Raw genomic sequence first — 26,630 nt, forward strand, 5'->3', positions numbered from 1 at the left:
CGGTTACGACGCGACGGTGCGGAGCCAGCGGAACCGGCTGCGGTGGAACACGATCGGTTCGATCTCCGACTGCACTCGCAGTTCGTTGATCCGCAGGACCACGATCGCGTGATCGCCCGCGGGCACCTGCTGGGTGACGGTGGTGTCGAGCCACACCGACGCGCCGTCGATGAACAACGCACCGCCGTCGGTGGTCTCGGTGTCGAGGCCGGCGAACCGGTCACCGGTCTTCGCGGCAAGAACCCGGGCGGCCGCGTCGTGTGCCTCCCCGAGCACGCTGATCCCGACGTGCTCGAGGTCCGCGAGCTTCGGCCACGTCGTGGACGTGTTCTGCACGCAGAACGCGACCAGCGGCGGCTCCAGCGACACGGGCACGAACGTGCTCGCCGCCATCCCGATGCGCTCACCGCCGACTTCGGCGCAGACGGCGACGACACCGCTCGGGAAATGCCCGAACGCCTCCCGCAGCGAAGCCTTGTCCACCGTGCCGTCAGCCTGTGTCATGAGAGTTCCGTCCGTGTCCGGGCCGCCGCGGTGAGGATCGAACCCCACCGCTCGGCGTAGTCGGCTATGCGTGTGTCGGTCGTGTACGCGGTGTCGATGAGGTAGAGGCCCGGCGCCGGGGCGGTCGCGCCCAGTTCGACGAGCACGGGCTTGAGCAGCAGGTCCGGCGCCATGGCGTGCGCGGGCCCGGCCCCGAGCATCAGCGGCACCACCACGACGTCCTTCAGGCCGTCGCCGGTCGCGAACTGGTCGAGGAACAGTTTCAGCACGCCCGTGTACGACGCCTTGAACGTGGGGCTGGCGAACACCACGAGATCCGACGACGCGACGGTGTCCACCGCCGCCGCGACCTTCTCGTCGCCCCACCCGAGCAGTCCCGGGCCGAGCTCGATCACGTCGACCGTGGAATCCACGGCGGCGCCCGTCACCGCCGCCGCGACCAGACCGGCTGCGTCCAGCGTCCGTGAACCGGGCTTGGGATTGCCGGCCACTACCGTTACCTTCATTGCTTCATCACCTCTCGCATGCGTACCCCGCCACCCTAGAGCACTCCGCGGTTATGGTCGAATAATGCAGGGCAGGAACATAAATCGGCGGCGCGTCCTTCGAATCACACTGATCGAAACCCTTGCGCCTACGGCACCCGTGAGTACTTGTTAACCGCCCGACGTTAAATTTAACAAGTACTCACAGGAGGCGGAGCCTCAACTCCCGGCGACGCTCGCGGGTCACGGCGCCACCGCTCAACGTGGGAGCCGATCCGACAAGGAGCGCGGTGTAGGGGTGCTGGGGATCGGAGATCACCTGGTGGGTCGGTCCGTCCTCGACGATGTTGCCGCGGTACAACACGACGATCCGGTCGACCAGCGACGCGACCGCCCCCAGGTCGTGCGAGATGAACAGCTGAGCGAGTTGCCGCGAATGCCCGAGTTCGGTGAGCAGTTTCAGGATCTGGATGCGGTTGACCGAGTCGAGGGCGCTCACCGGTTCGTCGAGCAGCAGCAGCGCCGGATCCAGCACGAGGGCCCGCGCGATCGCGATCCGCTGGCGCTGCCCACCCGACAGTTCCGCGGGAATCCGCACCGCGATGTCGGCGTCCAGTCCGACACTGCTCAGCACCGCCGCGACCTTCGACCGCACGACGTCACGGTCCAGCCCGCCGCGCACGATCAGCCCCTCGGCGATCGATTCGCCCACCGGGATGTCCGGGTCGAGACTCAGCAGCGGGTCCTGGAACACGTACTGGACGGTCCCCGTGCGCCGGTGTGCCCGGCGTTGCGCGGCGGGCAGGTCGTCGACGCGCTGCCCGCGGATCTCGACCGACCCGGCCGTCGGGGTGATCAGACCGAGAATCGTGCGAGCCAGTGTCGTTTTCCCGGAGCCGCTTTCGCCGATCAGCCCGACCTTCTCGCCGGCATCGATCGTCAGGTCGACGCCGTGCAGAATCTGCTTGCGGGCCCCGCGGAGCCCACGCTCCACCCGGACATCGGTCATGCGCAGCAACGACTCAGACACGAGCGGCCTCCTGCCCGGTGAACGACTCGAGGCCGTATGCGCGGTGGTTGTCGACGAGTTGGCGGGTGTATTCGTGCCGCGGCGCGGTGAGCAGGTCTTCCGCCCGCCCGGACTCGACGACGGCGCCGTCCCGCATGACGATCACGCTGTCGCAGACCTGGGCCACCACCGCGAGGTCGTGGGAGACCAGGACGAGGGCGAGACCCAGTTCTTCGCGCAGGTCCTCGAGGAGGTCGAGAACCTCGGCCTGAACGGTGACGTCCAGGGCGGTGGTCGCCTCGTCCGCGATCAGGAGTTCCGGTTCCGCGGAGACCGCGATCGCGATGAGCACCCGCTGGAGCATTCCCCCGGACAGTTCGTGCGGGTACTGGCGGTACACGGTGTCCGCGTCGGTCAGGCCCATCTTCCGGAACAGTGCGAGCCCGCGCCGCTTGGCGTCGGCGCGGGACAGTCCGAGTGTCGACCGGAGTGCCTCGGCGAGTTGTTCGCCCACGCGGATGGACGGGTTCAGGTAGGACGCCGGGTCCTGGAACACCGCGGCGATGCGGGTGCCGCGCAGGGGGCGCCACTGTTTGCGCCCGAGGTCGGTGAGTTCGATGCCGTCGAAGTCGATCGAGCCTGCGGTGACGTCGATTCCGCCGGGCAGGATTCCGAGGATGGCGCGGCAGGTCAGTGATTTGCCGCTTCCCGATTCGCCGACGATCCCGAGCGCTTCGCCGGGCGCGAGGGAGAAGTCGACGCCGTGGACCAGTTCGGTTCTGTCGTCGAGGGCGATCCGCAGATCGCTGACGGTGAGCACCGGCCTGCGGGGGCGCGAAGTGTGTGGTGCCGAAGTGGCATCGAGTGTGTCAGTGGACATCCGAGGTGACCTCCTGTTTCCTGGGGGCGCGTCGTGTGGGTCCGCCGGTCGCGTCCCGCAGTGCGTCGGCGATGGCATTGAGCGCCCACACGGTCGCCACGATCAGCAGCGCGGGGACGACGGGGCCGAACGGAACCTGGTAGAGGTACTGCAGTCCGCTGGCGAGGAGTCCGCCCCAGGTGGGGTCGGGCGGGACGACGCCGATCCCGAGGAAGGTCAGCGAAGACACGATGACGAGGCTGGCCCCGGTCATGGCGGCGAACGTCACCCCGACCGCGGGCAGCACCTTGCGCACCGCGTGACGGCGGATGATCCAGGACGTGTCGGCGCCCATCAGTTCGGCGGCCTCGACGTACTGGGAGTTGGCCACGGTGAGCGCCGCGGCACGCGTGACCCGGTAGAACGCGGGCGCGATGAGAATGCCGACGGCGAACATCGCCTGCGCGAGTCCGTTTCCGAGCAGCGCGGTCATCGCGACGGCGAACACGAGGAACGGCAGCGTGATCAGCGCATCCATCAGCCGGAGCGTGAACCATTCCACGCTGCGCCCGAGATACACCGACAGGAAGCCCGGGATCACACCGAGGAGGAATCCGACGACGACGCACTGCAGCGCCGACAGCACCGACACGGTCGAACCCGCCAGCAACCGGCTGAACACGTCCCGCCCGACGTTGTCCGTACCGAGCCAGTGAGTTCCGCTCGGGCCCTGCAGGATTGCCGCCGTGTCCTGTTCGAGTGGGTCGAACGGCGCGAGCGCCGGCCCGAAGACCGCGAGCACCACGATCAGCCCGAGGACGATCACCGCGGCGCGAGCGGAGTGATAGCGCAGAATTGCTGTGAGCATGGGATGTCAGTCTCTCCGCTTGGTGGCCGGCTGCAGGACGCTCTGGGCGATGTTGACGACGACGTTGCAGAACAGCACGAACACGATCGCCACGACGAGCGTTCCCTGGACGATGGGAACGTCTCCGCGCAGCGCGGAGTCGGCGGCGAGGCGACCGAAGCCGGGCATCGAGAACATGGTCTCCATCACGACGGCGCCGCCGATGAGCGTGGGGATCTTCATGCCCAGGATCGACAGTGCGGGACCGCTGCCGTTGCGCAAGGCGTGCACGAACAGGATCCGTGACGGACCGATGCCCCGCACCACCGCGCCGGTGACGTAGTTCTGATCCAGTTCCGCGACCAGCCCGGTGCGGAGTTGCCGCGCGATGTCGGCGACGACGTCCATACTCAGCGCGATCGCGGGCATGATGATCAGCGACAGCCAGCGGCCGAAGTTCTCGTCCGGCGGGACGTACCCGGCCGACGGCAGCCAGTGCAGCCCGACGCTGAAGACGAGGATCAGTCCGATGGAGATGACGAACGGCGGCAGCGTCGAGGCCACCGACGTGTAGGCGGTGATCGCCCGGTCGAGCAGGCTGCCCTTGTAGACGGCGGCCAGCACCCCGAGCCCGACACCGAGGACGAGTCCGATCACCAGCGCGACACCGGCGATGGACGCGCTGACCGCGAGCCGCTCACCGATCAACTCGCTGACCGGGATCTTGCTGAACCACGAGACACCGAGGTCGCCGCTCAGCATGCTCGACATCCAGTCGACGTACTGCTGCCAGACCGGCTTGTCCAGCCCGAACTCGGCGTTGATCCGGGCGATCGTCTCCGGGGTCGCGGCGTCACCGGCGATGCCGGCGGCCGGATTCAGCCCGCTGGCCGCACCGAGCAGGAACGTGATCAGGGTGGAGAACAGAAAGACCGGGACCACGATCAGCACGGTGCCGAGCACGACCCGCGCTGCCGTGCCGAGCGCGCCCGCAGGCACCGGGAGAGCGAACGTCCTCCCGGTGCCTGCGGCCTCGATGTCTGCGGTGGTCACGAGACCGTGACGCCTTCCCAGCGGACCTGGGACGGCAGGATGTTCAGGTTCTTCAGATCCGGGTTGGACACGATGATCCACGGGTTGCTGAAGAGGTAGTTCGTCGGCGACTGCTCGACACCGACCTTGACGGCCTGCCACAACCGCGGCTTGTATTCCGGGTCCTCGAGCGGGGTGCGGCGCACGGCGTCGAGTGCGGCGGTGAACTCCGGCGACGCGTGCGGGCCGCTGAGGTTCATGATGCCTTCCGGACCGTAGACGGCGAGCAGGTTCTGCACCGGGGATTCACGTCCGATGGTGCCGTCCGTGGCCAGTTGCGGGTTCTTCGCGATGTAGACCTCGCTCTGCCACGTCGACGAACCGGGCGGGACCACCTTGATCGTGGACTCGACGCCGATCTTCTTGAGCTGCGACTGCACGAGTTCCGCGCGGTTGGTGGCCGCCGACTGCGCCGTGATCTCGATCGACAACTGCCCGGGCGCGTATCCCGCCTCGGTGAGGAGACGAGATGCCTTGTCGGGGTCGTAGTTCCAGAGCTTCTCGATCTCCGGGTTGAACGCGAGGTACCCGTCGGGGAACGGCTGGCTGGTGGTGCTCCCCAGCCCGTTCGTGACGACGTCGACGAATGCCTGGCGGTCGAATGCGTAGCGAAACGCCTCGACGATCTTCGGGTTGTCGAACGGCGCCTTGTTGAGGTTGATGGACACGTCGTTCGCGGCGAGCGACGGCTTCACGGTCACGTCGAGACCGGCGGCCTCGGCTTCCTTGGACTGCAACGCGGGCAGCGTCGCGAAGTCGATGGAGCCGGACTGGACACCGGCGACGAGGGTGGCCGGGTCCGGGGCGACGCTGAGTTCGAAGTGGTCGATGTGGATGTTCTCGGCGTCCCAGTAGTTCGGGTTCTTCTCGAAGTAGGCGTGATCCTCGGCGACGAAATCGGTGATCGTGAACGGACCGGCCCCGACCGGCCACACGCTGAGCTTCTGCGGGTCGGCGGCCGCCGTCGGGCTGGCGATCGCGCCGGTGCGCCCGGCCACCAGGTACGGGATCTGGTAGTCGGCGTCGGCCAGGTGCAGCGTGACGTCGGTGGCGCTGTCGGCCGTGACCTCCGTGACGCCGGCGAGCTGATCGCGCAGGAACGAATCGTCCTGGGTCTTGCCCCGGTCGAAGAACGCCTTCACCGCCTGCGAGTCGAGGGTGGTCCCGTCGGAGAAGGTAAGACCGTCACGCAGGCTGAATGTCACCGCGGTACCGTCGGCGTTGTACTTCCAGCTCTCGGCGAGCGACGGTTCGACGTTGCCCTCTGCGTCGAGCCGGGTCAGCGACGCATACGCGAGGCTGATGGTGTTGATGTCGTTTCCGGTCCGGCTCGTCACCGGGTCCCAGGATGTGGGGAGGTTGAACGCCCACTTGACCTCGGCGCCGTTCGAGCTGCTGCCACCGCCGCATGCGGTGGCGACGAGACCGACGATCACTCCGAGTATTACGGCGCCGGCGATCCGCCGGCTCTTCTTGCTCACTGGGTGCTCCTGACCATGCAAAGGGGGGTGGTGATTCAGACGCTCGCGGACAGCGACGTTGTGGTGCCGGGCAGCGGGGCGGGGTCGATTCCCTCGCGCCGCGCACGGGTGTAGCGGTTCTCCGCGAAGGGCAGACCGAGGTTGCCGCGCAGGGTGTCCTGCTCGTAGTCCTCCCGGACCACCCCGCGCTCACGCAGGATCGGCAGCACCTCGTCGACGAAGCGGCGGAACTGCGCCGGGTGCCCGATGTGGATGTTGATGCCGTCGAGGGCGTGACCGTCGAGCCAGCGCTGCAGTTCGTTCGCGACGGTCTCGGCGCTGCCGGTGAACGGCGACGTCTTCGGCGCGCTGAGCGCCTCGACGGTCTGTCGCAGTGTCAGCCCGCGGCCGACGGCGAGGTCGGTGATCTTCTTCGCCTGCGTGTAGAAACTCCGCTCGGCGTGCTGCAAGGCCTCGGTGGGGAACGGCGCGTCGAGGTCGTACTGCTGGAAGTCGTGCCAGCCGAAGGGGCGGCCGAGTTCCCGCAGGGACCTGCCGAAGTCGTTGTCCGCCAGCTGGGTCGTGAGTTCGATCTCACGGGCGTCGGCGTCGGTGTCGCCCACGGTGACGGTGACGCCCGGCAGGACCACGATGTCCTCGGGGGCGCGCCCGTACGCCGCGGCGCGGGTCTTGATGTCCGCGTAGAACGCCGCTCCCGCTTCGAAACTGGGTGCGTGGGTGAAGATCCCGTCGGCGATGCGCGCTCCGAGGTCGCGGCCCTGGTCGGAGTCACCGGCCTGGAAGATCACCGGCTGTCCCTGCCGTGAGCGTTCGATGTTGAGCGGGCCCACCACCGAGAAGTGCTCGCCCCGGTGGTCGAGGGTGTGCAGCTTGTCCGGGTCGAGGAAGCGGCGGGCGTCCCGGTCACGCGGAAACGCGTCGTCCTCGTACGAATCCCACAGCGCCTTGACGACCTCGACGTGTTCGAGTGCCCGGCCGTAGCGAGTGGCGTAGTCGTAATGCTCCTCGAGGCCGTAGTTTCCGGCGGTGCCGGAGTCGCCACTGGTGACCACGTTCCAGCCGGCGCGGCCGCGGCTGATCAGGTCGAGGGACGCGAACCGTCGCGCGAGGTTGAACGGCTGGTTGAACGACGTGGTGAGGGTGCCGACGAGTCCGATGTGCTCGGTGGCTACGGCGAGCGCCGACAGCAGCGTCAGCGGCTCGAGCCGGTTCAGGTAGTGCGGGGGCGAGTCGGGGGTGATGAACTGGCTGTCGACGATGAACACGAGGTCGAACCGCGCCTGCTCGGCCAGACGCGCGTACTCGATGTACCAGTCGATGTCGACGCTGGCGTCGCCGGGGATCTCCGGGTCCAGCCAGGTGTACGGGTGCCCGGGACCACCCGTGGGGGTGAGGACAGCTCCCAATTTCAGTTGCCGTCTCGTCATGTTCTCGCTCCTTCGTCGTCCGCCGTCAGGCACCTGCCTCGGCACGCCGCGTTGAAGTGTATGGAGCAAACAGACGCGTGCAGAGTATTAAATTCTCGATGTTTCAAAACATATTTCGTATGTCCCGCAGTGCTGCCGAACAAAGTCCGATCAGTCGAAGAACTCCCGCGACGACTCCGCGACAGCCACCGCGACGACGTCGGCGAGCTGCCCGATCAGCTCGCCGTCGTCGGGCAGTTGGGTGGCCGACAGGCGCAGGAGCTGGCGTGCGGGTGACCGCACGAACGACCGCGATCCCGCCCCCACGGAGATGCCCTGCCGCGCCAACGCGACCAGCGCCGCGGTCTCGTCCGACACCGTCACCCACACGACCAGACTGTGCGGGCCGGCGAAAGCCTCGATGCCGCGGTCGATCAGGGCCTCGAGCAGCGTCGCGCGCCTGGCCGCGTAGCGTTCGTGCGCCGCCGTGACCGCGTGTTCGGCGTCGGCGCTGCCGATCAGGTGGGCGAGGGTGTTCTGCAGGATCCGGCTGTTCGAGCCGACGCCGTGGCTGCGCACCTTCATGGCCTTCTCGATCAGTTCGCGGGAGCCGCCGAGGACGGAGGTCCGCACGTCGATCCCGTATGCCTTGCAGTAGCTGCGGATCCGGACGACACGCTGCGGCAGTTCGCATCCCAGGGACGGTGGCTGGTCCGGTTCGAGCGGTCCGATCGAGTCGTCCTCGACCACCCACACCGCCGGATGCCGTCGCAGCACGTCGGCGAGTTCGCGGGTGCGCCGCGCGCTGACCGCGTGGTCGACGGCGAACGGCGCCCCGGGCTGGAACACGAACGCGACCGCACCGGCCGTCAGGGCCTCGTCGAGCGCGTCCGGCCGGGGACCGTCGCGGTCGGCGCCGACGCCCACCGCGTCCAGACCCAGGTCGCGGAGGGTGTCGAGCACCCCCGGGCCGAGGGGCTCGTCGACCGCCACCCGGGACCCGGGCGGCGCCGCCGCCTCCACCGCCAGCAGCAACGCCTCGGTGCCACCGCCCGCGGTCGCCCACGCCTCCGGTTCGAACGGCCACCCCGGAGCGACGGCGTTGCGCAGACGCTCGGTCATCAGTTCCCGGCCGAACACATTCAACGTCTCGGCGTCCAGGCTGGACAGCAGAGCGTCGGACAGGGACGGCTGCAACGCCAGGTCGGGTGCGTTCTGCGCCAGGTCGACGCCGCGCCAGTCGGGGATGCCACGCTCGGGCACACTGTCGAGCGGCGGAAGTACGACGGTGCCGCCGCGGCGGCGGGTCTGCACGAAACCCTGTTCCTGCAACCGGCCCCACGCGGTGACGATCGCACCGACACTGAGATCGGTCGCCTTCGCGAGTGCGCGGACGGTCGGCAGGCGGTCGCCGGGGCTCAGCTCACCCGACCGGATCAGGTCGGCGACGGCATCGGCGAGTTCCGCGGTGCGGCCGTCGATCCGTTCGAGCAACCACTCCGGAGCAATCGTCTCCGACTCCAGCACCGCTGACATCCACACCCCTTCGATCGACAATCACTACCGGCCCCGCCCGGGTCATTGCGCGAGTGCGCCCGCCGGGTCGCGGAGGAGGATGTCGGGCGTGCCGGGCAGTCGCAGACGCTCGAGGAACTGCACGATCTCGGCGGCGACGGACCGGTGGGACACGTCGTTGAGAATGTCGTGCCGTCCGTCGTCGACGACGACCACCCGGGCGCCCGGCAACGCGGACGTAACGGTGAGGACGTCCGCCACCGGGCTCAGGACATCGGCGCCGCCGTGGACGACGAGGACGGGAACCTGCACGTGGGTCAGCGAATCCGTCGTGGCGACCGGCGCCTCCGCGCCGAGCGTGCCGCGGTCGAGAGCGCCGTCCGCGGACAGGACACTCCGGTGCACCGGACACGCGGAGCGGATCTCGAGTTCGCCGTCCCACCCTCCGGTGACGGCGTCGGTGCCCGCGACGAGGAGCCCGGCGGCCACGACCCCGGACACGGCCGGATAGGTGGCGGCGAGGTCGAGCGCGGTGAGCGCGCCACTGTCCGACCCGACGACGGTGAGCGGGAGACCGGACTCGGCGTCGGCGATCACCCGAGCGGCCGCGGCGGGATCGTTCTCCACCACCGCGACGCGGTAACCGTCGAACGCGATCCGCCGGGCGAACCTGCGGTACACGTGAGCATGCTCACCTCGGCCGGCGACGACGATCACCGAGCCACGTGCGGTCGCTTCGGGTTCCAGCCAGTCGATGTCCACTGATTACCTCACTCGGGGTGGTTGTTCGCAGGATTGACTGCGTCACCCTGACTCACCCGTGCGCGGTGGAACAAGAGTAATGCTCGAGCAGAACAAAACGCGTGTCTTCTCGTCGCACTTCGTGTTTTGTTCCGAACATATTCGTTTTGTGATCGACCCCGGCCAAACAAGAGTATCGACGAAGGGACAGGCACACCGATGCCCGAGACCACAGGGTTCGCGACCCGGCAGGTCCGCACCGGCTATCAGCCCGGCACGCCGCAGAACACCGCGATCCCCCCGATCTACCAATCGGTTGCCTACGACTTCGGCAGCTTCGACCAGGCGCGGGACATCTTTTCCCTGCGCCGCAAGGGAAACCTGTACAGCCGCACCGGGAACCCCACCCAGGCCGTGTTCGAACAGCGTCTCGCCGACCTCGACGGCGGTGTCGCCGCGCTGGCCACCGGATCCGGGCAGTCCGCCGTCGCCGTCGCGCTCCTCACGCTCGCCAAGTCGGGGCAGCACATCGTCGCGGCGCGGCAACTGTACGGCGGAACCGTCGACCTGCTCACCGACACGTTCGCGGACTTCGGGATCGACGTCACCCTCGTCGACCAGGACGACCTCGACGCCTGGCGTGCGGCCGCGCGCCCCGAGACCCGGGCCTTCTTCGCCGAGACGATCGGCAACCCCGTCGCCTCCGTCCTCGACGTCCGGGCCGTCGCCGACATCGCGCACCAGGCCGGGGTCCCGCTGATCGTCGACAACACGATCGCCACCCCGTACCTGCTCCGCCCCAGGGACTTCGGCGCCGATATCGCCGTGTACTCGGCCACCAAGTTCATCGGCGGGCACGGAACGTCGCTGGGCGGGGTGATCGTCGACCTCGGCACGTTCGACTTCGGCGCGGAGCCGCGGCGGTGGACCCAGTTCACCGAGCCGTACCCGCGGATCGGCGACCTCGTGCTGTGGGACGAGTTCGGTCGCGACCGGAGCGCCTACCTGGTGTACGCGAAGACGAAGGTCGTCCACGACCTCGGACCCGCACTGTCCCCGTTCAATTCGTTCCAACTGCTGCAGGGGCTGGAGACGCTGGACCTGCGGCTGGAACGGCACGTCGGCTCCGCGCTGGCCATCGCCCAATTCCTGGACGGTCATCCCGCGGTCGCGAAGGTCAACTACCCGGGCCTGCCGCACAACCGGTGGCACGACGCCGCCCGCAAGTACCTGCCGCGGGGCGCCGGCTCGGTGTTCTCCTTCGATCTCGCCGTCGACGACTCGAAGGTCGCGAAGTTCGTCGACTCGTTGCAACTGTTCGCCATCGTCGCCAACATCGGCGACGCCCGCTCGCTGGTGGTGCACCCCGCCACCACCACGCACAGCCACCTCGACGACACGCAACTCCGCGACGCCGGGTTCGGCTACCGCACCGTCCGATTGTCCGTCGGACTGGAAAACCTGGAAGACCTCGTCGACGACCTGCGTGCGTCGCTCGACGCCATCACGGAGGAATGACATGCATTTCGGCTACTGGACGCCCATCTACGGCGGCTTCCTGCGCAACCTCGGCGACGAAGGCATGCCCGCCACCTGGGACTACGTCAAACAGCTGTCGCAACTGGCCGACCGGCTCGGGTACCACACCACCCTCGTCCCCGAGCTCTACCTCAACGACCGCAAGGGCGTCGACGCGCCCAGCCTCGAGGCCTGGTCGCTGTCGTCGGCGATCCTCGCGGTCACCGAACAGCTCCGGGTGATGACGGCGGTGCGACCCGGATTCCACCTGCCGGCGGTCACCGCGAAGGAATCGGCCACCATCACCGACATCGCCGGCACCACCGACGCCGGTGCGGCACGGTTCGCACTCAACGTTGTCGCCGCCTGGTGGGAGGAAGAAGCCCGGCAGTACGGCGGCGCGTTCACCCGGCACGACGAGCGATACCGGCAGGCCACCGAATTCGTCGACGTGCTCCGCGGACTCTGGGAACACACCCCGTTCACCTACCAGGGCGAACACTTCAGCGTGCGCGACTCGATCCTGTCTCCGAAACCCGCAGTCCATCCCCCGGTCTTCGCGGGCGGCGAGAGCGAGAGCGGCCGCGAATCCATCGCGACGTTCGCCGACTCGTACGTGCTGCACGGCGGTACCGTCGACGAGGTGCGCACGAAGATCGCCGACATGAACGCGCGGTCGCAGCGAATCCACCAGCGGGACATGGCCGAATTCGGCATGTCCACCTACATCATCGTGCGCGACACCGAAGCCGAGGCCCGCGCCGAACTCGAACGCGTCACCACCGTCGACCCGCACTCGCCCGGGTACGCGTCGTTCGAGGAGTTCGTGAAGAACTCCGAACTCGACGTCGAACTGTCCCGGCGCGAATACTCCGTCGGCACCCGTGGACTGCGTCCCGATCTCGTCGGCACACCGGAACAGGTCGCGGAGAAGATCCGCGCCTACCAGGACGCCGGCCTCACCCTGCTGCTCATCCAGTGCTCCCCCGCGCACGAGGAACTCGAGCGCATCGCCGAGCAGGTGTTCCCGCTGGTCCCGACCCGTGAGTAAGGATCGAAGAACGCGAGGGGATTCGTCATGGCAGACATCGAAGTCGACTATTGCGTCGTAGGAGCCGGATTCGCCGGACTGACGGCGGCGCTGCGTCTGAAACAGGCCGGGCACACGGTCGCGCTGATGGAGGCCCGTGACCGGATCGGCGGGCGCACGTTCACCGAGGCCCGCGACGACGGTTCGTGGATCGATCGGGGCGGCGCGTGGATCGGGCCGGGGCAGGACCGGATCTACGCCCTGATCGACGAATTCGGCGTCGAGACCTACAAGCAGTACACCGACGGCGAAGCCATGATGGTCGTCGACGGCAAGCAGTATCGGTACAAGGGCACGATTCCCCTGACGATGAGTCCCTGGGTCACGGCGAATCTCGGCGCCGTGTTCTTCGAACTCGGCCAGATGTGCAAGACGATCCCGCTCGAGGCGCCGTGGGAGGCGAAGAAGGCCGCGAAGTGGGACGCGATCAGTCTCGCGAAATGGCTCGGCGGCAACACGTTGTCCAGGCCCGCCCACGACCTTCTCGAGACCGCCGTCGCGGGCTGCTACACGTCCGCGGCGTCCGAGGTGTCGATGCTGTTCGTGCTGTATCAGATGGCGTCCGGCGGCGGTCCCGGTTTCGTTCTCGGAGTGAAGGACGCCGCCGAGGATGCGCGGCCGGTCGGCGGGATGGGGGCGATCTACCGCCCGATGGCAGCCGAGATCGGCGACGCACTCCACCTGTCGCAACCCGTCCGGGACATCGCGCAGGACGGCGACGGCGTGACCGTCCGATCCGCGGACCTGGCCGTGCGGGCGCGGAGAGCGATCGTCGCGGTCCCCCTCGCCATCGCGAGTCAGATCCTCTACGAGCCTCTGCTCCCGATGGATCGGTCGTTCCTGCACCAGCGGATGCCGAGCGGCGCCGTCATGAAGATCGCCGTCGTCTACGACGAACCCTTCTGGCGCGCCGACGGATTGTCGGGGCAGTCGGCCGCACCCGACTCTCCCGCGACGATCACCATCGACGCGTGCACCGACACCGGACGTCCCGGCGTTCTGTGCGTGATCGTCGAGGGACCGATCGCCCGCACGCTGGGGACACTGCCGGAAGCGGAGCGGAAAGAGGCGGTGCTCGGGGAGTTGACCGCGAGGTTCGGAGCCCGGGCCGCCTCCCCCGTCGACTACGTCGAACAGAACTGGAGCGTCGAGCGGTACTCCGGCGGCGGCATGCTCAGTCACGCGCCGACGGGAGTACTCACCCAGTTCGGCCACGCCCTCCGCGAACCTTGCGGTCGCATCCACTGGGCGGGCACGGAAAGTTCGTCCGTGATGTGCGGCTGGGTCGACGGCGCCGTCCGCTCCGGCGAACGCGCCGCGCTGGAAGTGACCCAGCGCGACGGCGTGCTGTCACCCGCCCGAGCTCAGTAGTAGACGGCGCCCGGCGCTCCTCCGCCGACGGCAACCGCGTCGCCGGTGATCCCGACGCTGCGCGGCGACGCCAGGAACGTGACGACGTCCGCGACCTCACTCGCATCGATCAGCCGGTGGATCGAGTTGGTCGCCAGCCGCGACTCCAGTTCGGCGACGGGCACCCCTTCCGCCTCGGACTGCTCCGTCAGCCGGTCGACGAGTCGTTCCGTCCGCGTCAGCCCCGGGTGGACCACGGTGACGTTGACGCCGTGCGGTCCGAGTTCGTCGGCGAGGTTCTTCGTCAGCGCCGACACCCCGACGTTCCGGACGGTCTGCGCGATCGAGTTGGCCTGGCGTGCACCGAGCCCGCTGATATTGATGATCCGTCCCCACCCCTGCTCGACGAGGTGCGGTGCCACCGCGCGGGCGGTGCGCAGGTAACCGAGCACCTTGATCTCGAACTCGCCGCGGACCACGTCGTCGGTGGTCGACGCGAAGTCGCTCGGCTTGCCCGCACTCCACGGTGTGGCCGCGGCGTTCACGAGAATGTCGACGCCGCCGAGTTCGTCGACGGTTCGCTGGACGAGGGCGCGCACCGACTCGTCGTCGCCGGTGTCGGTGGGTACCCCGATGACCCGACGGCCGGTCTCCTGCGACAGCGTCTTCGCCGCCAGTTCCAGTGCCTCGGCACCCCTGGCCGCGAGCACCACGTCGACCCCCTCCGACGCGATGCTGCGCGCGATCGCGAGGCCGATTCCGCGGCTGCCGCCGGTGACGACGGCCCGCTTGCCGCTCAGACCGAGATCCATTGTGTTCTCCTCATCTCCGCTGTCCACCCCTCGATTCGAGGGTAGGACCACGACGCTACAGAGTCACGGATTCGGTTCAGCGTGAGGCCAATTGCGCTCCGCGCCCGTGCGCCTTTTTGGTAGCTGGAACAACCAGAAAGGCGCACGGTGGCGAAGCCGCCTACCGCTGGATCGACTTGATCTCCAGGAACTCCTCGAAGCCGAGGACTCCGGCCTCGCGACCGATGCCCGACTGCTTGTACCCGCCGAACGGGGCGTTGGTGTTGAACGCGCCGCCGTTCACCTCGACCTGGCCTGCTCGTAGCTGCCGCGCGACGCGGTCGGCCCGGTCCTGGTCGCCGGACCAGACGCCGGCGGCGAGCCCGTATTCCGTGGCGTTGGCGATTCGCACCGCGTCCTCCTCGTCGCGGTACCCGATGATCGACAGGACGGGACCGAAGATCTCCTCCTTGGCGATGGTCATGTCCTCGGTGACCCCGGCGAACACGGTGGGGCCGACGAAGTAGCCGGAGTCCTGTCCGGTCTCCCGGCCGTCGAGGACGGCGCGTGCGCCTTCGGCGATGCCCTGTTCGATGTAGCCGCGCACCCGCTTCAACTGGTTCGAGTTCACCAACGGCCCGAGCACCGACGTGGCGGCCGTCGGGTCGCCGACGGAGTAGTTCTGCGCGACCTTCGCCGCGATGGCGGAGGCCTCGTCCACCTTGTCCGCGGGGACCAGCATCCGGGTGAGCGCCGAACAGGTCTGGCCGGAGTTGAGGAAACACTTGGCCACCCCGTCGGTGACCGCCTTCGTCAGGTCGGCGTCGTCGAGGATGACGTTCGCGGATTTGCCGCCGAGTTCGAGTGCCACCTTCTTCACCGTCTCGGCCGCGACCACCGCGACCCTCTTACCCGCGCGGGTGGAGCCGGTGAACGAGACCATGTCCACCTCGGGGTGGCCGGCGATCGCCTCGCCCACGACGGGCCCGAATCCGCTGACGAGGTTGAACACGCCTGCGGGCAGGCCGATTTCGTCGAAGATGTCGGCGAGCGCATAGGTGGCGAGCGGCGCGACCTCGGTCGGCTTGAGCACCACGGTGCATCCCGCGGCCAGCGCACCGCCGACCTTGAGCACCACCTGGTGGAGCGGGAAGTTCCACGGGGTGATCGCACCGACGACACCGATGGGTTCGCGCACGATCAGCGAATTGCCGACCTCGTGGGCGTCGAAGTCGTAGGTGGCGGCCAGTTCGGCGAACGCGGCGAGGTTCGCGAGGGGCATGCCGATCTGGATGGGCTTCGCGAATCCGAGCGGCATGCCCATGTCGCGGGACACGAGGGCGGTGAAGTCGTCGAGGCGCTCCTTGATCAGGGCGGCCGCCTTCCGGAGGTACTCGCCGCGTTCCGTGCCGCTGAGCGCGGACCATGCGGGGAAGGCAGCCCGCGCGGCCTTCGCGGCGCGGTCGATGTCGTCGGGGGTGCCCTCGGCGACCACCGCGATGACGTCCTCGGTGGCCGGGTTGACCACGTCGATCCGGCCCGTCCCCTGCGAATCGACCCAGGATCCGTCGATGTAGATCTTGGTCCGGTCCAGAACTTCGCTCATCGGTCTGCCTCCAGTGAAAGTGTCGCGGAAACCTTGCGACCCGCAGCCTACGACCGGAGCCCGCCGGTTCGGGGCGAATGCGATCTCCCCGAACCACCCACCGGGACGGCGCCGATCGCGGACCATCGACGTACGCCGCACAGTCAGCAGGAGGAGCGATCAGATGCGCACGCAGTCACCGGCACGCACCCTTCTCGGAGTACTCGGGATCGCCGCCGCACTCACTGTCTCGGCGTGTGGCTCGACGGACGAGTCGGGGACCGCCGAACCCTCGCCCGGCGCCGTCACCGTCACGACGTCGGACGCGACCACCACCGCCGACGTGCCGACGTCGTCCGCCGCCGCCACGTCGCCGACCGGGACGACCGCTCCGCATCCCGACCGTTGCCTGATCGGCGAACTGCAGGTGACGCTCGGCCAGCCCAGCGGGGCCGCCGGATCGCAGGAGATCCCGCTCGTCTTCACCAACACCGGCACCCGCGACTGCATCCTCCACGGATACCCCGGGGTGTCGTACGTCGCGGCACCGGACGGTCCTCAGGTGGGTGCGGCGGCCGAGAGGGACGGCGGAACGGAGACTCCCGTGACGGTCGCTCCCGGCGCGGGGGCCACCGCCGCGGTGCGTGCCACGGTAGTGCAGAACTATCCCGCCGACACGTGCGGCCCCACGCCGGTCGCGGGTTTCCGGGTGTACCCACCGAACGACACCGGTTCGGTGTTCCTCCCCTACCCCACCACCGGCTGCTCGCAAACCGGCGTGAAGCAACTGTCGGTGCAGCCCGTCACGGGGTGACCTTGTTCACCCGCACCGGGTGAATCGGCTCACCCCGGGCCCGACCTACGGTCGGGAGAGACGTGGTCGCGCAGGAGGAGGGCGGAGGCATGTTCGAGATCATCCGCGAAGTGCATTCCGAGGTTCGGCACCGCCGCGGCCCGCGGCATCACCATCATCTCCTCACTCGGCCGGGGCGCCGGGTGCGGATCATGAGACACCTCCTCACGTGATGATCGGGAGCAGGAAACCCTCCCACCAGGGCTAATCCTTTCCTTCGCTAACCATCGGCGCAGATGGGTACTATCCGACGTCGTGACTGACAGCAGGCTGGAATCGGCGAATGTGTCCAGAGACGACTCGGACGAGTCGCCGATCGGGACCTCGCCCCAGTCGTCTCCTCTCGGCCGGTCGGTCCGCTCCGCCCGTCTCCTCGCCATCGTCGCGTCCCTCTTCGGGGCGCTGCTCACGCTGTCGCTCCCGTTCCTTCCGGTCGAGCAGGACAGCGCGACCCTCACCTGGCCGCAGAACGGCAGCACCGGAAGCGTCGAGGCACCGCTCGTCTCCTACGCGCCGCTGAGCCTCGACGTGCGAATTCCCTGTTCGACGGTCGGCAGTCTTGCCGACCGCGGCGGGCTGCTGACCTCCACCGCCCCCGCGGGTGCCGCCGACGCCGCGAGGTACGGACTGGTCGCGAAGGTGAATCCGGCGACCGCGGACGGTCCTGCCGGCGTCGAGGTGGTGCTACGAAACAAGGTGTTGCTGTCGTCACCGCTCGACCGATTGCCCGCCGACTGCACGCTCGTGGTGTCCTCGGATCCGACGCGGACCACCGCCGGATTGGTGACGGCAGGCCAGGACGCACCGACCGTCGTCGACGGCGACCTCCGCCCGCAGATGGTGGGCATCTTCAGCGACCTCGACGGTCCGGTGCCCGACGGCATGCAGGTGACCGCGCAGATCGACAGCCGGTTCTCGTCGACGCCGTCGACGATCAAGTTCGTGGCCATGGTGGTGGGTGCGCTGGCCACCATTCTGGCGCTGGTGGCGCTGCACCGTCTCGACAACGTGGACGGTCGCCGGGCGCGGCGATTCCTGCCCACCCGCTGGTGGTCGTTCGGGGCCGTCGACGCCGTCGTCCTCGGCACGCTGGTGCTGTGGCATTTCATCGGCGCCTCCACCTCCGACGACGGCTACCAGTTCAACATGGCCCGCACCTCCGAGGCCGCGGGCTACATGGCCAACTACTTCCGCTGGTACGGCGTCCCCGAGGCGCCGTTCGGGTCGCCCTATTACGACGTCCTCGCGGTGCTGGCGAACATCACACCGGCCAGCCCGTTCGTGCGCCTGCCCGCGCTGCTCGCCGGCATCGTCGCGTGGCTGGTGATCAGCCGTGAGGTCGCGCCGCGACTCGGTGCCGCCGTCCGGGGCAACCGGCTCGCGCTGTGGACGGGCGGGCTGGTGTTCCTCGCGTTCTGGCTCCCCTACAACAACGGTCTGCGGCCCGAACCGATCGTCGCGGTGGGGGTGCTGCTGACGTGGTGCTCAGTGGAACGCGCCGTCGCGACCCGTCGGCTGCTGCCCGCCGCGGTGGCGATCCTGGTCGGTGCGGCCACGCTGACCGCAGGCCCGTCCGGGTTGATCTGCTTCGGCGCCCTCGTCGCCGGCGCCCGGCCGATCCTGCAGATCGTGATCGCCCGGGCCAAGACCGTCGGCTACCTGGCGCTGCTCGCGCCGCTCGTCGCGTCGGGCACCGTGATCCTGGTGGCGGTGTTCGCCGATCAGACCCTCGCCGCCGTGATGGAGATGCAGCACGTGCACGCCATCGGCCCCAACGTCCCCTGGTTCGACGAGTACCTCCGCTACCAGTACCTGCTGAACATCTCCGTCGACGGTTCGCTGTCGCGCCGGTTCGGTGTGTTCGTGATGGTGCTGTGCCTGGCGGTGACGGTGCTGGTGATGCTGCGCAAGGGTGGCCGGATTCCCGGAACCGCGACGGGACCGTCGCGGCGGCTCATCGGCATCACGTTCGCCGCGATGGGGCTGATGATGTTCACGCCCACCAAGTGGACGCACCACTTCGGCATCTATGCGGGTCTCGCGGGGTCGCTCGCCGTCCTGGCGTCCGTTGCGGTGAGCACCGCGGTCATGCGCTCGCCGCGCAACCGCGCCCTGTTCGCGGCCGCCGTGCTGTTCCTGCTGGCGATGTGTTTCACCAGCACCAACGGGTGGTGGTACGTGTCCAGTTACAGCGTCCCGTGGTGGGACAAGCCGGTGTCGATCGCCGGCCTCGGTGCGGGCACGATCCTGCTCGGCGCCACCCTGGTGATGCTGTTGATCGCGGCGTGGTGCTACTTCCGCGAGCCCTACACGCGGGGCGTCTCGGTGCGACGACGCCGAGTACGGGCGCTCCCGCCGCTGACGGTGGCGGCCGCCGCGATGGTGCTGTTCGAGGTGCTGTCGATGGCGAAGGGCGCCGTCGCGCAGTACCCGGCGTTCTCCCTCGCACGCTCCAACGTCGACGCCGTCACCGGGGCGCCGTGCGGCCTGGCCAACGACGTCCTGCTCGAAACCGATCCCAACGCGTCACTGCTGCAACCGCTGTCCGGTGACGCGGCGACCACCCTCGCGGGCACCGGCAGCGTCGGCTTCAGCCCGAACGGTGTCGCCGGAGACCTGAGCGCCGACGAGGAATCGTCGGATGCGGGAGTCGCCAACTCCGTCAAGACCGACAACACCGAGCAGACGGCGTCGAGCAACGCCGCGGGCACCGGCGGCGGCGCCGGCGCGGTCGGTGTCAACGGCAGTGCCGTGGCACTGCCGTTCGGACTAGACCCCGCGCGCACCCCGGTCCTCGGCAGTGATGGCAGCGACGGCGACGCGTCGCTGACCACCGGCTGGTACCGACTGCCCGGTGCCGAATCGGACACCGGTGCGGGTGACCTCGTCTCCATCGCCGCGGCGGGTCGCATCCGCTCCGTCGACGCGGACGGCGTCGTCACCTACGGCCAGAACCTCGAGGTGGAGTACGGCACCGCGCAGCAGGACGGCACGGTCGCGGTCGGAGGACGGGTGACGCCGATCGACATCGGCCCGGCACCGTCGTGGCGCAATCTGCGTGTTCCGCTCGATTCCCTGCCGGCCGATACGGACGCCATCCGGCTGGTGGCCTCGGACACGGACAGCGATCCGCAGCAGTGGCTGGCCGTGACACCGCCGCGGGTTCCGCGGACGCAGACACTGAACGACGTGATCGGATCCGAATCACCGGTCATGATCGACTGGGCTGTGGGCCTTGCGTTTCCGTGCCAGCGGCCGTTCGATCACCGGGCCGGTGTCGCGGAGGCGCCCGAGTACCGGATCCTCCCGGACCGTCCCGGCGCGATCATGACCAGCCTGTGGCAGGACCGGTACGGCGGAGGCCCCCTCGGCTGGATCGAGATGACCCGGGCGAGCCGAACCATACCGTCGTATCTGAAGAACGACTGGGACCGCGACTGGGGCGGAGTGGAGCAGTACTTCCCCCTCGACACCGGTGCGACGGCCGCGGAGATCGACACCACCCGGACTCAGCGTTCCGGACTGTGGAATCCGGCGCCGATCATCACCGCCTACTGAGCGTCGGTGACGCGCCCGCACCGGGCGCGTCACCGCTCACCTCAGAGTTCGAATTCGGCCGGCGCGATACCGACCGCGAAACAGGCGTCGCGCACCACGTTTCGCTCGTTCTGATCGAAGTTGCCGTCGGCGCCGCCGATGACGATGCCGATCTGGATGACGGCCCGAGCCTGATCCTGCTTGGTCTTCAGTTTGGCGATGGTGGCGGTGGCCTCGATCTTGCCGAACTCGAAATCGGACTGCAGCTTGCTGCAGTACCAGTCGAACTTCTGGCTCAGCTCGTCCGACGGGAACACACTGAGCGCCTCGTTGCTGGTGATCAGCCCCGCAGTCTTCTGCCGCTCGGACGGGTCGATGGTGCCGTCCGCTGCGGCGATGAGGGCGCACATGGCCATCGAGGCGTTGGCGAACTCCTTGTTCTGGAACTGCGCCGTCTTGGTCTTGAGCTGACCGTTCAACTCGAACGCCTTCGCCTTCAGCTGATCCCAGAAAGCCATTGGACTCCTTCTTCACGTGCCCACGCACGGTGCGTGTGGTGTCCAATTTGCCAGGTTTCGCGCGCGGACGTCGCCGCGGTCGGTCTACCAGCGCAGTCGCATGCGGCTAGCCCTGTGTCTGGCGGCGGACGATCTCGTTGATCCAGATCGGCGCGTACGGGGACGTGCAATTGGGCGGGGTCGGATAGTCCTTCAGCACTTCGAGGCGTTCGCCGATGCCGATCGCGCGGGCACGAAGTTCGGGGTGATGGATGCCGATGTTGGCGAGGCATTCGTTCATGGCCCACTGCAGGCGGTCCGGCGCGTCCTTCATGTTCGCCTCGATCAGGTCGAGGAGTTCGGGAAGATCGAGGTCGCCGGAGTCCTTCGCCACGCGGTCGCTGGTCAGCGCCCACCCCGCGCTCGCGACAACCGGGTCGGAGTCGGCGAACCATGCGACACGCAGTTCTTCGACGTGCGGGCTCTTCTTGACGACGTAGCTGACGAGCCAGCCGTGCACCTTGGGGACGCGGGCGTCGCGGAGCATGGCGTCCAACTCGGACGCGGAGTACGCCTTGGGGCGGCAGATCAGGATCGCGACGAGACGGGCCGCGGTGTCGCCCGTCCCCCACAGTTCGCCGGCGAGGTCGTGCTGGGTCTTGAGACTCTTGGCGACCGCGCGCAGCTTGGTGAGGTTGACCCCGTGATCGTCGCCGTGGCGTTCGTTCACCGCGCGGATCTTCGGATCCTCCAGGGCCGCCAGTTCCGCCATCACGTCGCCGACACTGGTCTGCGGTACCGCACGAGTCGCCACAACGATCTCCTCTACTCCTCCGCCCGGACGTCGCGCCCAGCTTACGTCGGGCCCCTGACCGTCTAGGGCCGCAGCGACTGCAGCCCCGCCGTCGGCACGTGAATCCACCCCTCCCGCTCGGCGACGTCGCGGTCGCCGCCTTCGGGTAGCGCCGTGCGGCCGAGGGCCGCGGCCCGCGCGATGACGGCGGCCAGCACGGCGTCGAAGGCGTCGTCCGATTCCCGGCAGACCGTCTGGAATGCACCGAGATCCATCCAGTCCGCGGCCGCGAGGAACGCGTCGACCAACTCCCCCAGCGTCACCCGGTTCTGCACGCTCTTGTACCCGCGCGACACCAGCCCCCAGGTGCGCAGCGCCGCCGCCGGATACGCCTCCACCACCCGGCCGTCGACGCGGCCGACGTCGGCGCCCAGGTCGCCGAGTTCGGCGAGGATCCCGGCGCAGCGCAGGGCGACGTGCGCGATGAGGTCCGCCGACACGCTGAGCGGTGCGATTCCCGTCGCGGCCTGCACCACGAGGTCGGTGCGCCGCTTGGTCAGCGGACGACGTCCCTCGCGGTTCGCGAGACCGCCGGTCGCCGGCAGCCGGCCGGCATGGTGCTCGGACACCATCCGGACGAACGCGTCGGGCCAGCCGAACGGTGCGTCGATACCGGCCCTGTCGCACGCCAGAACGGCCTCGGCGATGGCATCGTTCCCGACTCCCAGCCGGATGGACTCGACGCGGGCCACCCCGTCGGACCAGTCGACGACGGCCATAGCCGTCTTCTTCGGCTCGGCCGCCAGGTCGACTCCCACGGTGCGCATCGGGCCAGGCTAGACCGCGGCCGGGAATCGGTGCTGACCTGGCGTTACGGTTACATTCGGGTTACCGCTCGCGGCGGTTTCCGCTCCGACCTGCTGAATCTGCGGAAGTGATGCAACGCATCAGTTAGTTGTTCTGTACAGATTCAATACCTCCGACCATTGTGGTTTGCACTACTCGACCACAGGGCGCACTTGCGCACCGTTCGGAGGATTGATGCCCGATAACCACGTCGCCCCGATGCTGGAGAAACACACCATCGGGTTCGTCCCGGAATCCGATCGCCACGGCAAGGTCCGTGATCTGTTCACGTTGTGGTTCGGCGGCAACCTCGCGCCGCTCCCGATCGTCACCGGCGCCCTCGGGCCCAGCCTGTTCGGACTCTCGCTGTGGTGGAGTCTCGTCGCGTTCGTCGTCGGGCACCTCGCCGGCGGCGCGCTGATGGCGCTGCATTCGGCGCAGGGACCCCAGATGGGGATCCCGCAGATGATCCAGAGCCGCGGACAGTTCGGCACCTTCGGCGCGCTCATCATCGTGGTGATCGCCGCCGTCATGTATCTCGGTTTCTTCTCGTCGAACATCGTCCTGGCAGGCCAGTCGATGCACGGGATCGTCGACGGCATCCCCGTCGACGTCGGGATCGTGGCCGGCGCTCTCGGCTCCGCCGTCATCTGCATCATCGGGTACCGGTTGATCCACCTCCTCAACCGCATCGGCACCTGGGTTCTCGGAATCGGGATCCTCGTGGGGTTCTTCGCCATCCTGACCGGCGACCTGCCGTCGGACTTCCTCACGCGCGGCGACTTCAACTTCGCCGGGTGGCTGGCCACCGTGTCGCTCGGTGCGCTCTGGCAGATCGCGTTCGCGCCCTACGTCTCCGACTACTCGCGGTACCTCCCCAAGGACGTGGGCGTCCCGTCGACGTTCTGGGCGACGTACCTCGGCTGCACCCTCGGCTCGTTCCTCGCGTTCGCGTTCGGCGCGGTCGTCACCCTCGCCGCACCAGTCGGCATGGGCACGATGGACGGCGTCAAGGCCACCACCGGAAGCCTCGGCAGTGTCATGCTGGTGCTGTTCCTGCTCAGCGTGATCAGCCACAACGCGCTGAACCTCTACGGCGCCGTCCCCGCCATCATCACGTCGATCCAGACGTTCCGAGCGCGCTGGATTCCGACCGCCCGCGCCCGGGTGATTCTCTCGACGATCATCCTCGTCGCGGCGTCCGTCGTCGCCATCGCGCTGTCGGCCGACTTCGTCTCGCACTTCGTCGATCTGGTGGTCGTGCTCCTGGTGGTCCTGGTGCCGTGGACGGCGATCAACCTCATCGACTTCTACATCATCCACAAAGGTGTCTACGACCTCGACTCGATCTTCCGTTTCGACGGCGGCATCTACGGCCGGTTCCACTGGACGGCCATCACCGCGTACCTGCTCGGCATCCTCGTCCAGATCCCGTTCATGGCCACGTCCCTCTACACCGGGCCGGTATCGGCGTTCCTCGGCGGCGCCGACCTGTCCTGGGTGGCCGGGCTGGTGGTGACCGGACCCATCTACCTGCTCCTGGCGCGTCGCGGTCCCGGCCGCTCCACCGGAGCGTACGCCCCCGGCACGCGTGAGCCCGCACGGCTCTAGCCCCCGAACGCGGACCGCCCGATCCTGTTACAGGATCGGGCGGTCTGCGTGTGCCGGCCGGTCGGGCAGGGTTTCGCCGTTGTCCACCCCGGGGCTGCGGCGGCTCGTTAGGGTCGTAGGACACCCGCGTTCTCCGGAGCAGAGAGTAGTCGCCGATGTCCAGTTTCCCGGGCCTCACCCACGTCGCGATCACCGTGTCCGACCTGGCGGCCAGCACCGCCTGGTACACAGCATTGTTCGGTTCGGCTCCCGTCCTCGACGAGGACGAGGAATCGGGCACGTTCCACCACACGGTGTTCGCCCTCGACGGCGGCATGCTCTTCGGCCTGCACACCCATCCCGACAGCGGCGCCCCTGCGCGGTTCGACGAACGGCAGGTCGGGCTCGACCACATCGCGTTCGGTTGTTCCCCCGACGCACTGCCGGGATGGGTGGAGCGGCTCGACGCACTCGGCATCGAGCACGGGGGCATCAAGACGGCGCACTACGGGTCCGGAATCTCGTTCCGCGACCCCGACAACATTGCGCTGGAGTTCTTTGCGCCTCCGGCACCCGTGAGTACTTCTTAACGTCGGGCGGTTGATAAGTACTCACGGGCGCCGAAGGCGCATAATCCCCTCCAGCTCCTCGGCGCTGAGGAGTCCGCGCTCGAGGACCAGTTCGGTGACGCTGCGGTCCGAGTCGAGAGCGTCCGCCGCCAGCCGGGTGGCGGCCTCGTAGCCGATGTGGGGGCTGAGCGCAGTGACCAGCCCGATCGACCGTTCCACCCCGGCGCGCATGTGCGCGACGTTGGCGGTGATCCCGACGACGCAGCGGGACGAGAGGGCCTCGCAGGCCGCGGCCAGGTGGCTAAGCGACGCGAACAGGCTGTGCGCGATGATCGGCTCGAACGCGTTCAGCTGCAACTGGCCGCCTTCCGCGGCGAGGGTGATGGTGACGTCGTTGCCGATGACCTCGAACGCCACCTGGTTGACGACCTCCGGGATGACGGGGTTGACCTTGCCCGGCATGATGGACGACCCGGCCTGCACCGCAGGGAGATTGATCTCGCCGAGCCCGACGCGGGGTCCCGACGACAGCAGCCGCAGGTCGTTGCACATCTTCGACAGCTTCACGGCGGTGCGTTTGAGCACCCCCGACAGCTGGACGAAGGACCCGACGTCCTGGGTGGCCTCGACGAGGTCCGTTGCGGTCGCGAGCGGCAGTCCGCTGACGGCGCGTAGTTCCTCGCACACGAGCCGGGCGTAGTCGGGGTGGGCGTTGATTCCGGTGCCGATGGCGGTGCCGCCGAGGTTGATCTCGGTGACGAGCAGCGCGGCTTCCTCGAGCCGTTCGGCGTCTTCCCGGACCATCACCGCGAACGCTCCGAACTCCTGTCCGAGGGTCATGGGGACGGCGTCCTGCAGCTGGGTGCGTCCCATCTTCAGGTGGTCGGTGAACTCGGCGGCCTTCGCGGAGAACGCTTCCGCGAGTCCGTCCATCGCGGCGCGCAGTCGGCGAATCGCGAACTGCAGCGCCACCTTCAGGGCGGTGGGATAGACGTCGTTGGTGCTCTGGCTCAGGTTCACGTGTTCGAGGGGATGCAGGAACATGTAGTCGCCGGGCCGGTGCCCGAGCAGTTCGAGGCCGCGGTTGGCGATCACCTCGTTGGCGTTCATGTTGGTCGACGTCCCGGCCCCGCCCTGGATCACGTCGACGACGAACTGGTCGTGCAGCGCGCCGCCGCGGATCTGCTCGCAGGCGGCGACGACGGCGTCCGCGCGGCGGTCGTCGAGCAACCCGAGGCGCCGATTCGCGACCGCGGCCGACTGCTTGACGCACGCCAGGGCCGCCACCAACTCCGGGTAGCGGCCGATCGGGGTGCCCGTGATGGTGAAGTTCTCGAGCGCCCGCAGGGTGTGGATGCCGTAGTGGGCGTCGAGCGGGACGTCCCGCTCCCCCAGCAGATCGTGTTCGACGCGTGTGCGGACTGGCTGGGCGATGCGGGACATCGGTTTTCCTTCGGGTGGCTAGTACTGCAACGGCACATGCTTGACAGATGGACGATACTGATTGCGTGGTCCTCGATCTGGTTGCTGCCGAGTTGGAAGCGTTGCATGAGCGGATCTCCGGTCGTTTCACCCGGTCGGAGCCGCGGTCCCGGGTCCGTGAATATGTGACGGGATTGGTTGCGGGTCTGGAACGCAAGAACGGGTGGACCCTCGCCGAGCGGGCCGGTGA

General features: G+C 68.4%; 23 protein-coding genes and 1 pseudogene. 8 read left to right on the forward strand and 16 right to left on the reverse strand.

Going from position 1 to position 26,630, the window contains the following annotated elements; all coding sequences use genetic code 11:
• Positions 1–3 precede the first annotated feature (3 nt).
• From MLGJGCBP_RS36040 to MLGJGCBP_RS36085, 10 genes are all read right to left on the reverse strand, one after another.
• Positions 4–504 carry a flavin reductase family protein gene (locus tag MLGJGCBP_RS36040; protein WP_087557999.1) on the reverse strand — a complete coding sequence of 167 codons (501 nt, stop codon included), beginning with the start codon at positions 502–504 and terminating at the stop codon, positions 4–6.
• The gene (locus tag MLGJGCBP_RS36045) at positions 501–1,010 is read right to left on the reverse strand and encodes an NADPH-dependent FMN reductase (RefSeq protein WP_160101856.1); all 510 of its coding nucleotides are present in this window, start codon (positions 1,008–1,010) and stop codon (positions 501–503) included. The genes MLGJGCBP_RS36040 and MLGJGCBP_RS36045 overlap by 4 nt, the downstream gene beginning before the upstream one ends.
• Before the next feature lie 181 nt (positions 1,011–1,191).
• Positions 1,192–2,019, reverse strand: coding sequence for an ABC transporter ATP-binding protein (locus MLGJGCBP_RS36050; protein WP_160101858.1), 828 nt, complete (start codon positions 2,017–2,019; stop codon positions 1,192–1,194).
• Positions 2,012–2,878 (reverse strand): ABC transporter ATP-binding protein, encoded by an 867-nt coding sequence (locus MLGJGCBP_RS36055; RefSeq protein ID WP_160101861.1) that lies wholly within the window; start codon positions 2,876–2,878, stop codon positions 2,012–2,014. Before MLGJGCBP_RS36055 ends, MLGJGCBP_RS36050 begins: the two co-directional genes overlap by 8 nt.
• Positions 2,868–3,725 carry an ABC transporter permease gene (locus MLGJGCBP_RS36060; RefSeq protein ID WP_160101864.1) on the reverse strand — a complete coding sequence of 286 codons (858 nt, stop codon included), beginning with the start codon at positions 3,723–3,725 and terminating at the stop codon, positions 2,868–2,870. The genes MLGJGCBP_RS36055 and MLGJGCBP_RS36060 overlap by 11 nt, the downstream gene beginning before the upstream one ends.
• A 6-nt stretch (positions 3,726–3,731) precedes the next feature.
• On the reverse strand, positions 3,732–4,757 hold the full coding sequence (locus MLGJGCBP_RS36065; protein ID WP_160101866.1) for an ABC transporter permease: 1,026 nt from the start codon (positions 4,755–4,757) through the stop codon (positions 3,732–3,734).
• Entirely contained in the window at positions 4,754–6,277 is a 1,524-nt protein-coding gene (locus MLGJGCBP_RS36070) for an ABC transporter substrate-binding protein (protein ID WP_160101869.1), read from the reverse strand. Before MLGJGCBP_RS36070 ends, MLGJGCBP_RS36065 begins: the two co-directional genes overlap by 4 nt.
• Positions 6,278–6,312: 35 nt before the next feature.
• Positions 6,313–7,704, reverse strand: a complete 1,392-nt coding sequence (locus tag MLGJGCBP_RS36075; protein WP_160101872.1) for an LLM class flavin-dependent oxidoreductase — start codon at positions 7,702–7,704, stop codon at positions 6,313–6,315.
• A gap of 150 nt (positions 7,705–7,854) precedes the next feature.
• Complete coding sequence (locus MLGJGCBP_RS36080) at positions 7,855–9,219, reverse strand: aminotransferase class I/II-fold pyridoxal phosphate-dependent enzyme (protein WP_160101875.1); 1,365 nt, start codon at positions 9,217–9,219, stop codon at positions 7,855–7,857.
• 42 nt (positions 9,220–9,261) lie between these two features.
• On the reverse strand, positions 9,262–9,960 hold the full coding sequence (locus MLGJGCBP_RS36085) for an alpha/beta hydrolase (protein WP_160101878.1): 699 nt from the start codon (positions 9,958–9,960) through the stop codon (positions 9,262–9,264).
• 198 nt (positions 9,961–10,158) lie between these two features.
• Between MLGJGCBP_RS36085 and MLGJGCBP_RS36090 the strand changes: the two genes are divergently transcribed.
• Genes MLGJGCBP_RS36090 through MLGJGCBP_RS36100 form a run of 3 tightly spaced genes read left to right on the forward strand, consistent with a single transcriptional unit; the run spans position 10,159 to position 13,918 of the window.
• Positions 10,159–11,457 (forward strand): O-acetylhomoserine aminocarboxypropyltransferase/cysteine synthase family protein, encoded by a 1,299-nt coding sequence (locus MLGJGCBP_RS36090; protein ID WP_160101881.1) that lies wholly within the window; start codon positions 10,159–10,161, stop codon positions 11,455–11,457.
• A 1-nt stretch (position 11,458) separates the two neighbouring features.
• Positions 11,459–12,508 carry an LLM class flavin-dependent oxidoreductase gene (locus tag MLGJGCBP_RS36095; protein ID WP_160101884.1) on the forward strand — a complete coding sequence of 350 codons (1,050 nt, stop codon included), beginning with the start codon at positions 11,459–11,461 and terminating at the stop codon, positions 12,506–12,508.
• Between the two features lie 27 nt (positions 12,509–12,535).
• Positions 12,536–13,918 (forward strand): flavin monoamine oxidase family protein, encoded by a 1,383-nt coding sequence (locus MLGJGCBP_RS36100; protein ID WP_160101887.1) that lies wholly within the window; start codon positions 12,536–12,538, stop codon positions 13,916–13,918.
• Here the strand turns inward: MLGJGCBP_RS36100 and MLGJGCBP_RS36105 are convergent.
• Both MLGJGCBP_RS36105 and MLGJGCBP_RS36110 read right to left on the reverse strand, forming a co-directional pair.
• Positions 13,912–14,709, reverse strand: coding sequence for an SDR family NAD(P)-dependent oxidoreductase (locus tag MLGJGCBP_RS36105; RefSeq protein ID WP_160101890.1), 798 nt, complete (start codon positions 14,707–14,709; stop codon positions 13,912–13,914). The two genes, MLGJGCBP_RS36100 and MLGJGCBP_RS36105, sit on opposite strands and share 7 nt — an antisense overlap.
• A 160-nt stretch (positions 14,710–14,869) precedes the next feature.
• The gene (locus tag MLGJGCBP_RS36110) at positions 14,870–16,294 is read right to left on the reverse strand and encodes an aldehyde dehydrogenase family protein (RefSeq protein WP_160101892.1); all 1,425 of its coding nucleotides are present in this window, start codon (positions 16,292–16,294) and stop codon (positions 14,870–14,872) included.
• Positions 16,295–16,457: 163 nt separating this feature from the next.
• Between MLGJGCBP_RS36110 and MLGJGCBP_RS36115 the strand changes: the two genes are divergently transcribed.
• On the forward strand, positions 16,458–17,087 hold the full coding sequence (locus MLGJGCBP_RS36115; RefSeq protein WP_160101894.1) for a DUF4232 domain-containing protein: 630 nt from the start codon (positions 16,458–16,460) through the stop codon (positions 17,085–17,087).
• Between the two features lie 324 nt (positions 17,088–17,411).
• The gene (locus tag MLGJGCBP_RS36120; RefSeq protein WP_160101896.1) at positions 17,412–20,684 is read left to right on the forward strand and encodes an arabinosyltransferase domain-containing protein; all 3,273 of its coding nucleotides are present in this window, start codon (positions 17,412–17,414) and stop codon (positions 20,682–20,684) included.
• Positions 20,685–20,725: 41 nt separating this feature from the next.
• Here the strand turns inward: MLGJGCBP_RS36120 and MLGJGCBP_RS36125 are convergent, their stop codons facing one another.
• The 3 genes from MLGJGCBP_RS36125 to MLGJGCBP_RS36135 form a co-directional block, all read right to left on the reverse strand.
• The gene (locus tag MLGJGCBP_RS36125; RefSeq protein ID WP_160101898.1) at positions 20,726–21,181 is read right to left on the reverse strand and encodes a tellurite resistance TerB family protein; all 456 of its coding nucleotides are present in this window, start codon (positions 21,179–21,181) and stop codon (positions 20,726–20,728) included.
• A gap of 106 nt (positions 21,182–21,287) precedes the next feature.
• Complete coding sequence (locus MLGJGCBP_RS36130; RefSeq protein ID WP_160101935.1) at positions 21,288–21,932, reverse strand: DNA alkylation repair protein; 645 nt, start codon at positions 21,930–21,932, stop codon at positions 21,288–21,290.
• Positions 21,933–22,036: 104 nt separating this feature from the next.
• A complete protein-coding gene (locus MLGJGCBP_RS36135) occupies positions 22,037–22,780 on the reverse strand; it encodes a DUF429 domain-containing protein (protein ID WP_160101900.1) in 744 nt (247 codons plus the stop codon).
• 214 nt (positions 22,781–22,994) lie between these two features.
• On the opposite strand from MLGJGCBP_RS36135, the gene MLGJGCBP_RS36140 reads away from it, so the two are divergent.
• Both MLGJGCBP_RS36140 and MLGJGCBP_RS36145 read left to right on the forward strand, forming a co-directional pair.
• Complete coding sequence (locus MLGJGCBP_RS36140; protein WP_160101903.1) at positions 22,995–24,410, forward strand: purine-cytosine permease family protein; 1,416 nt, start codon at positions 22,995–22,997, stop codon at positions 24,408–24,410.
• 155 nt (positions 24,411–24,565) lie between these two features.
• Positions 24,566–24,979 carry a VOC family protein gene (locus tag MLGJGCBP_RS36145; protein ID WP_160101906.1) on the forward strand — a complete coding sequence of 138 codons (414 nt, stop codon included), beginning with the start codon at positions 24,566–24,568 and terminating at the stop codon, positions 24,977–24,979.
• A gap of 21 nt (positions 24,980–25,000) precedes the next feature.
• Here MLGJGCBP_RS36145 and MLGJGCBP_RS36150 read toward each other — a convergent pair whose 3' ends face one another.
• Positions 25,001–26,401 carry an aspartate ammonia-lyase gene (locus tag MLGJGCBP_RS36150; protein ID WP_160101908.1) on the reverse strand — a complete coding sequence of 467 codons (1,401 nt, stop codon included), beginning with the start codon at positions 26,399–26,401 and terminating at the stop codon, positions 25,001–25,003.
• A gap of 65 nt (positions 26,402–26,466) precedes the next feature.
• Here MLGJGCBP_RS36150 and MLGJGCBP_RS36155 point away from each other — a divergent pair.
• Positions 26,467–26,630 (forward strand): annotated as a pseudogene (locus tag MLGJGCBP_RS36155) (IS701 family transposase); the annotation flags it as partial.

Origin of the sequence: Rhodococcus sp. T7 (assembly GCF_009872365.1) — a bacterium.
Classification (GTDB): domain Bacteria; phylum Actinomycetota; class Actinomycetes; order Mycobacteriales; family Mycobacteriaceae; genus Rhodococcus_F.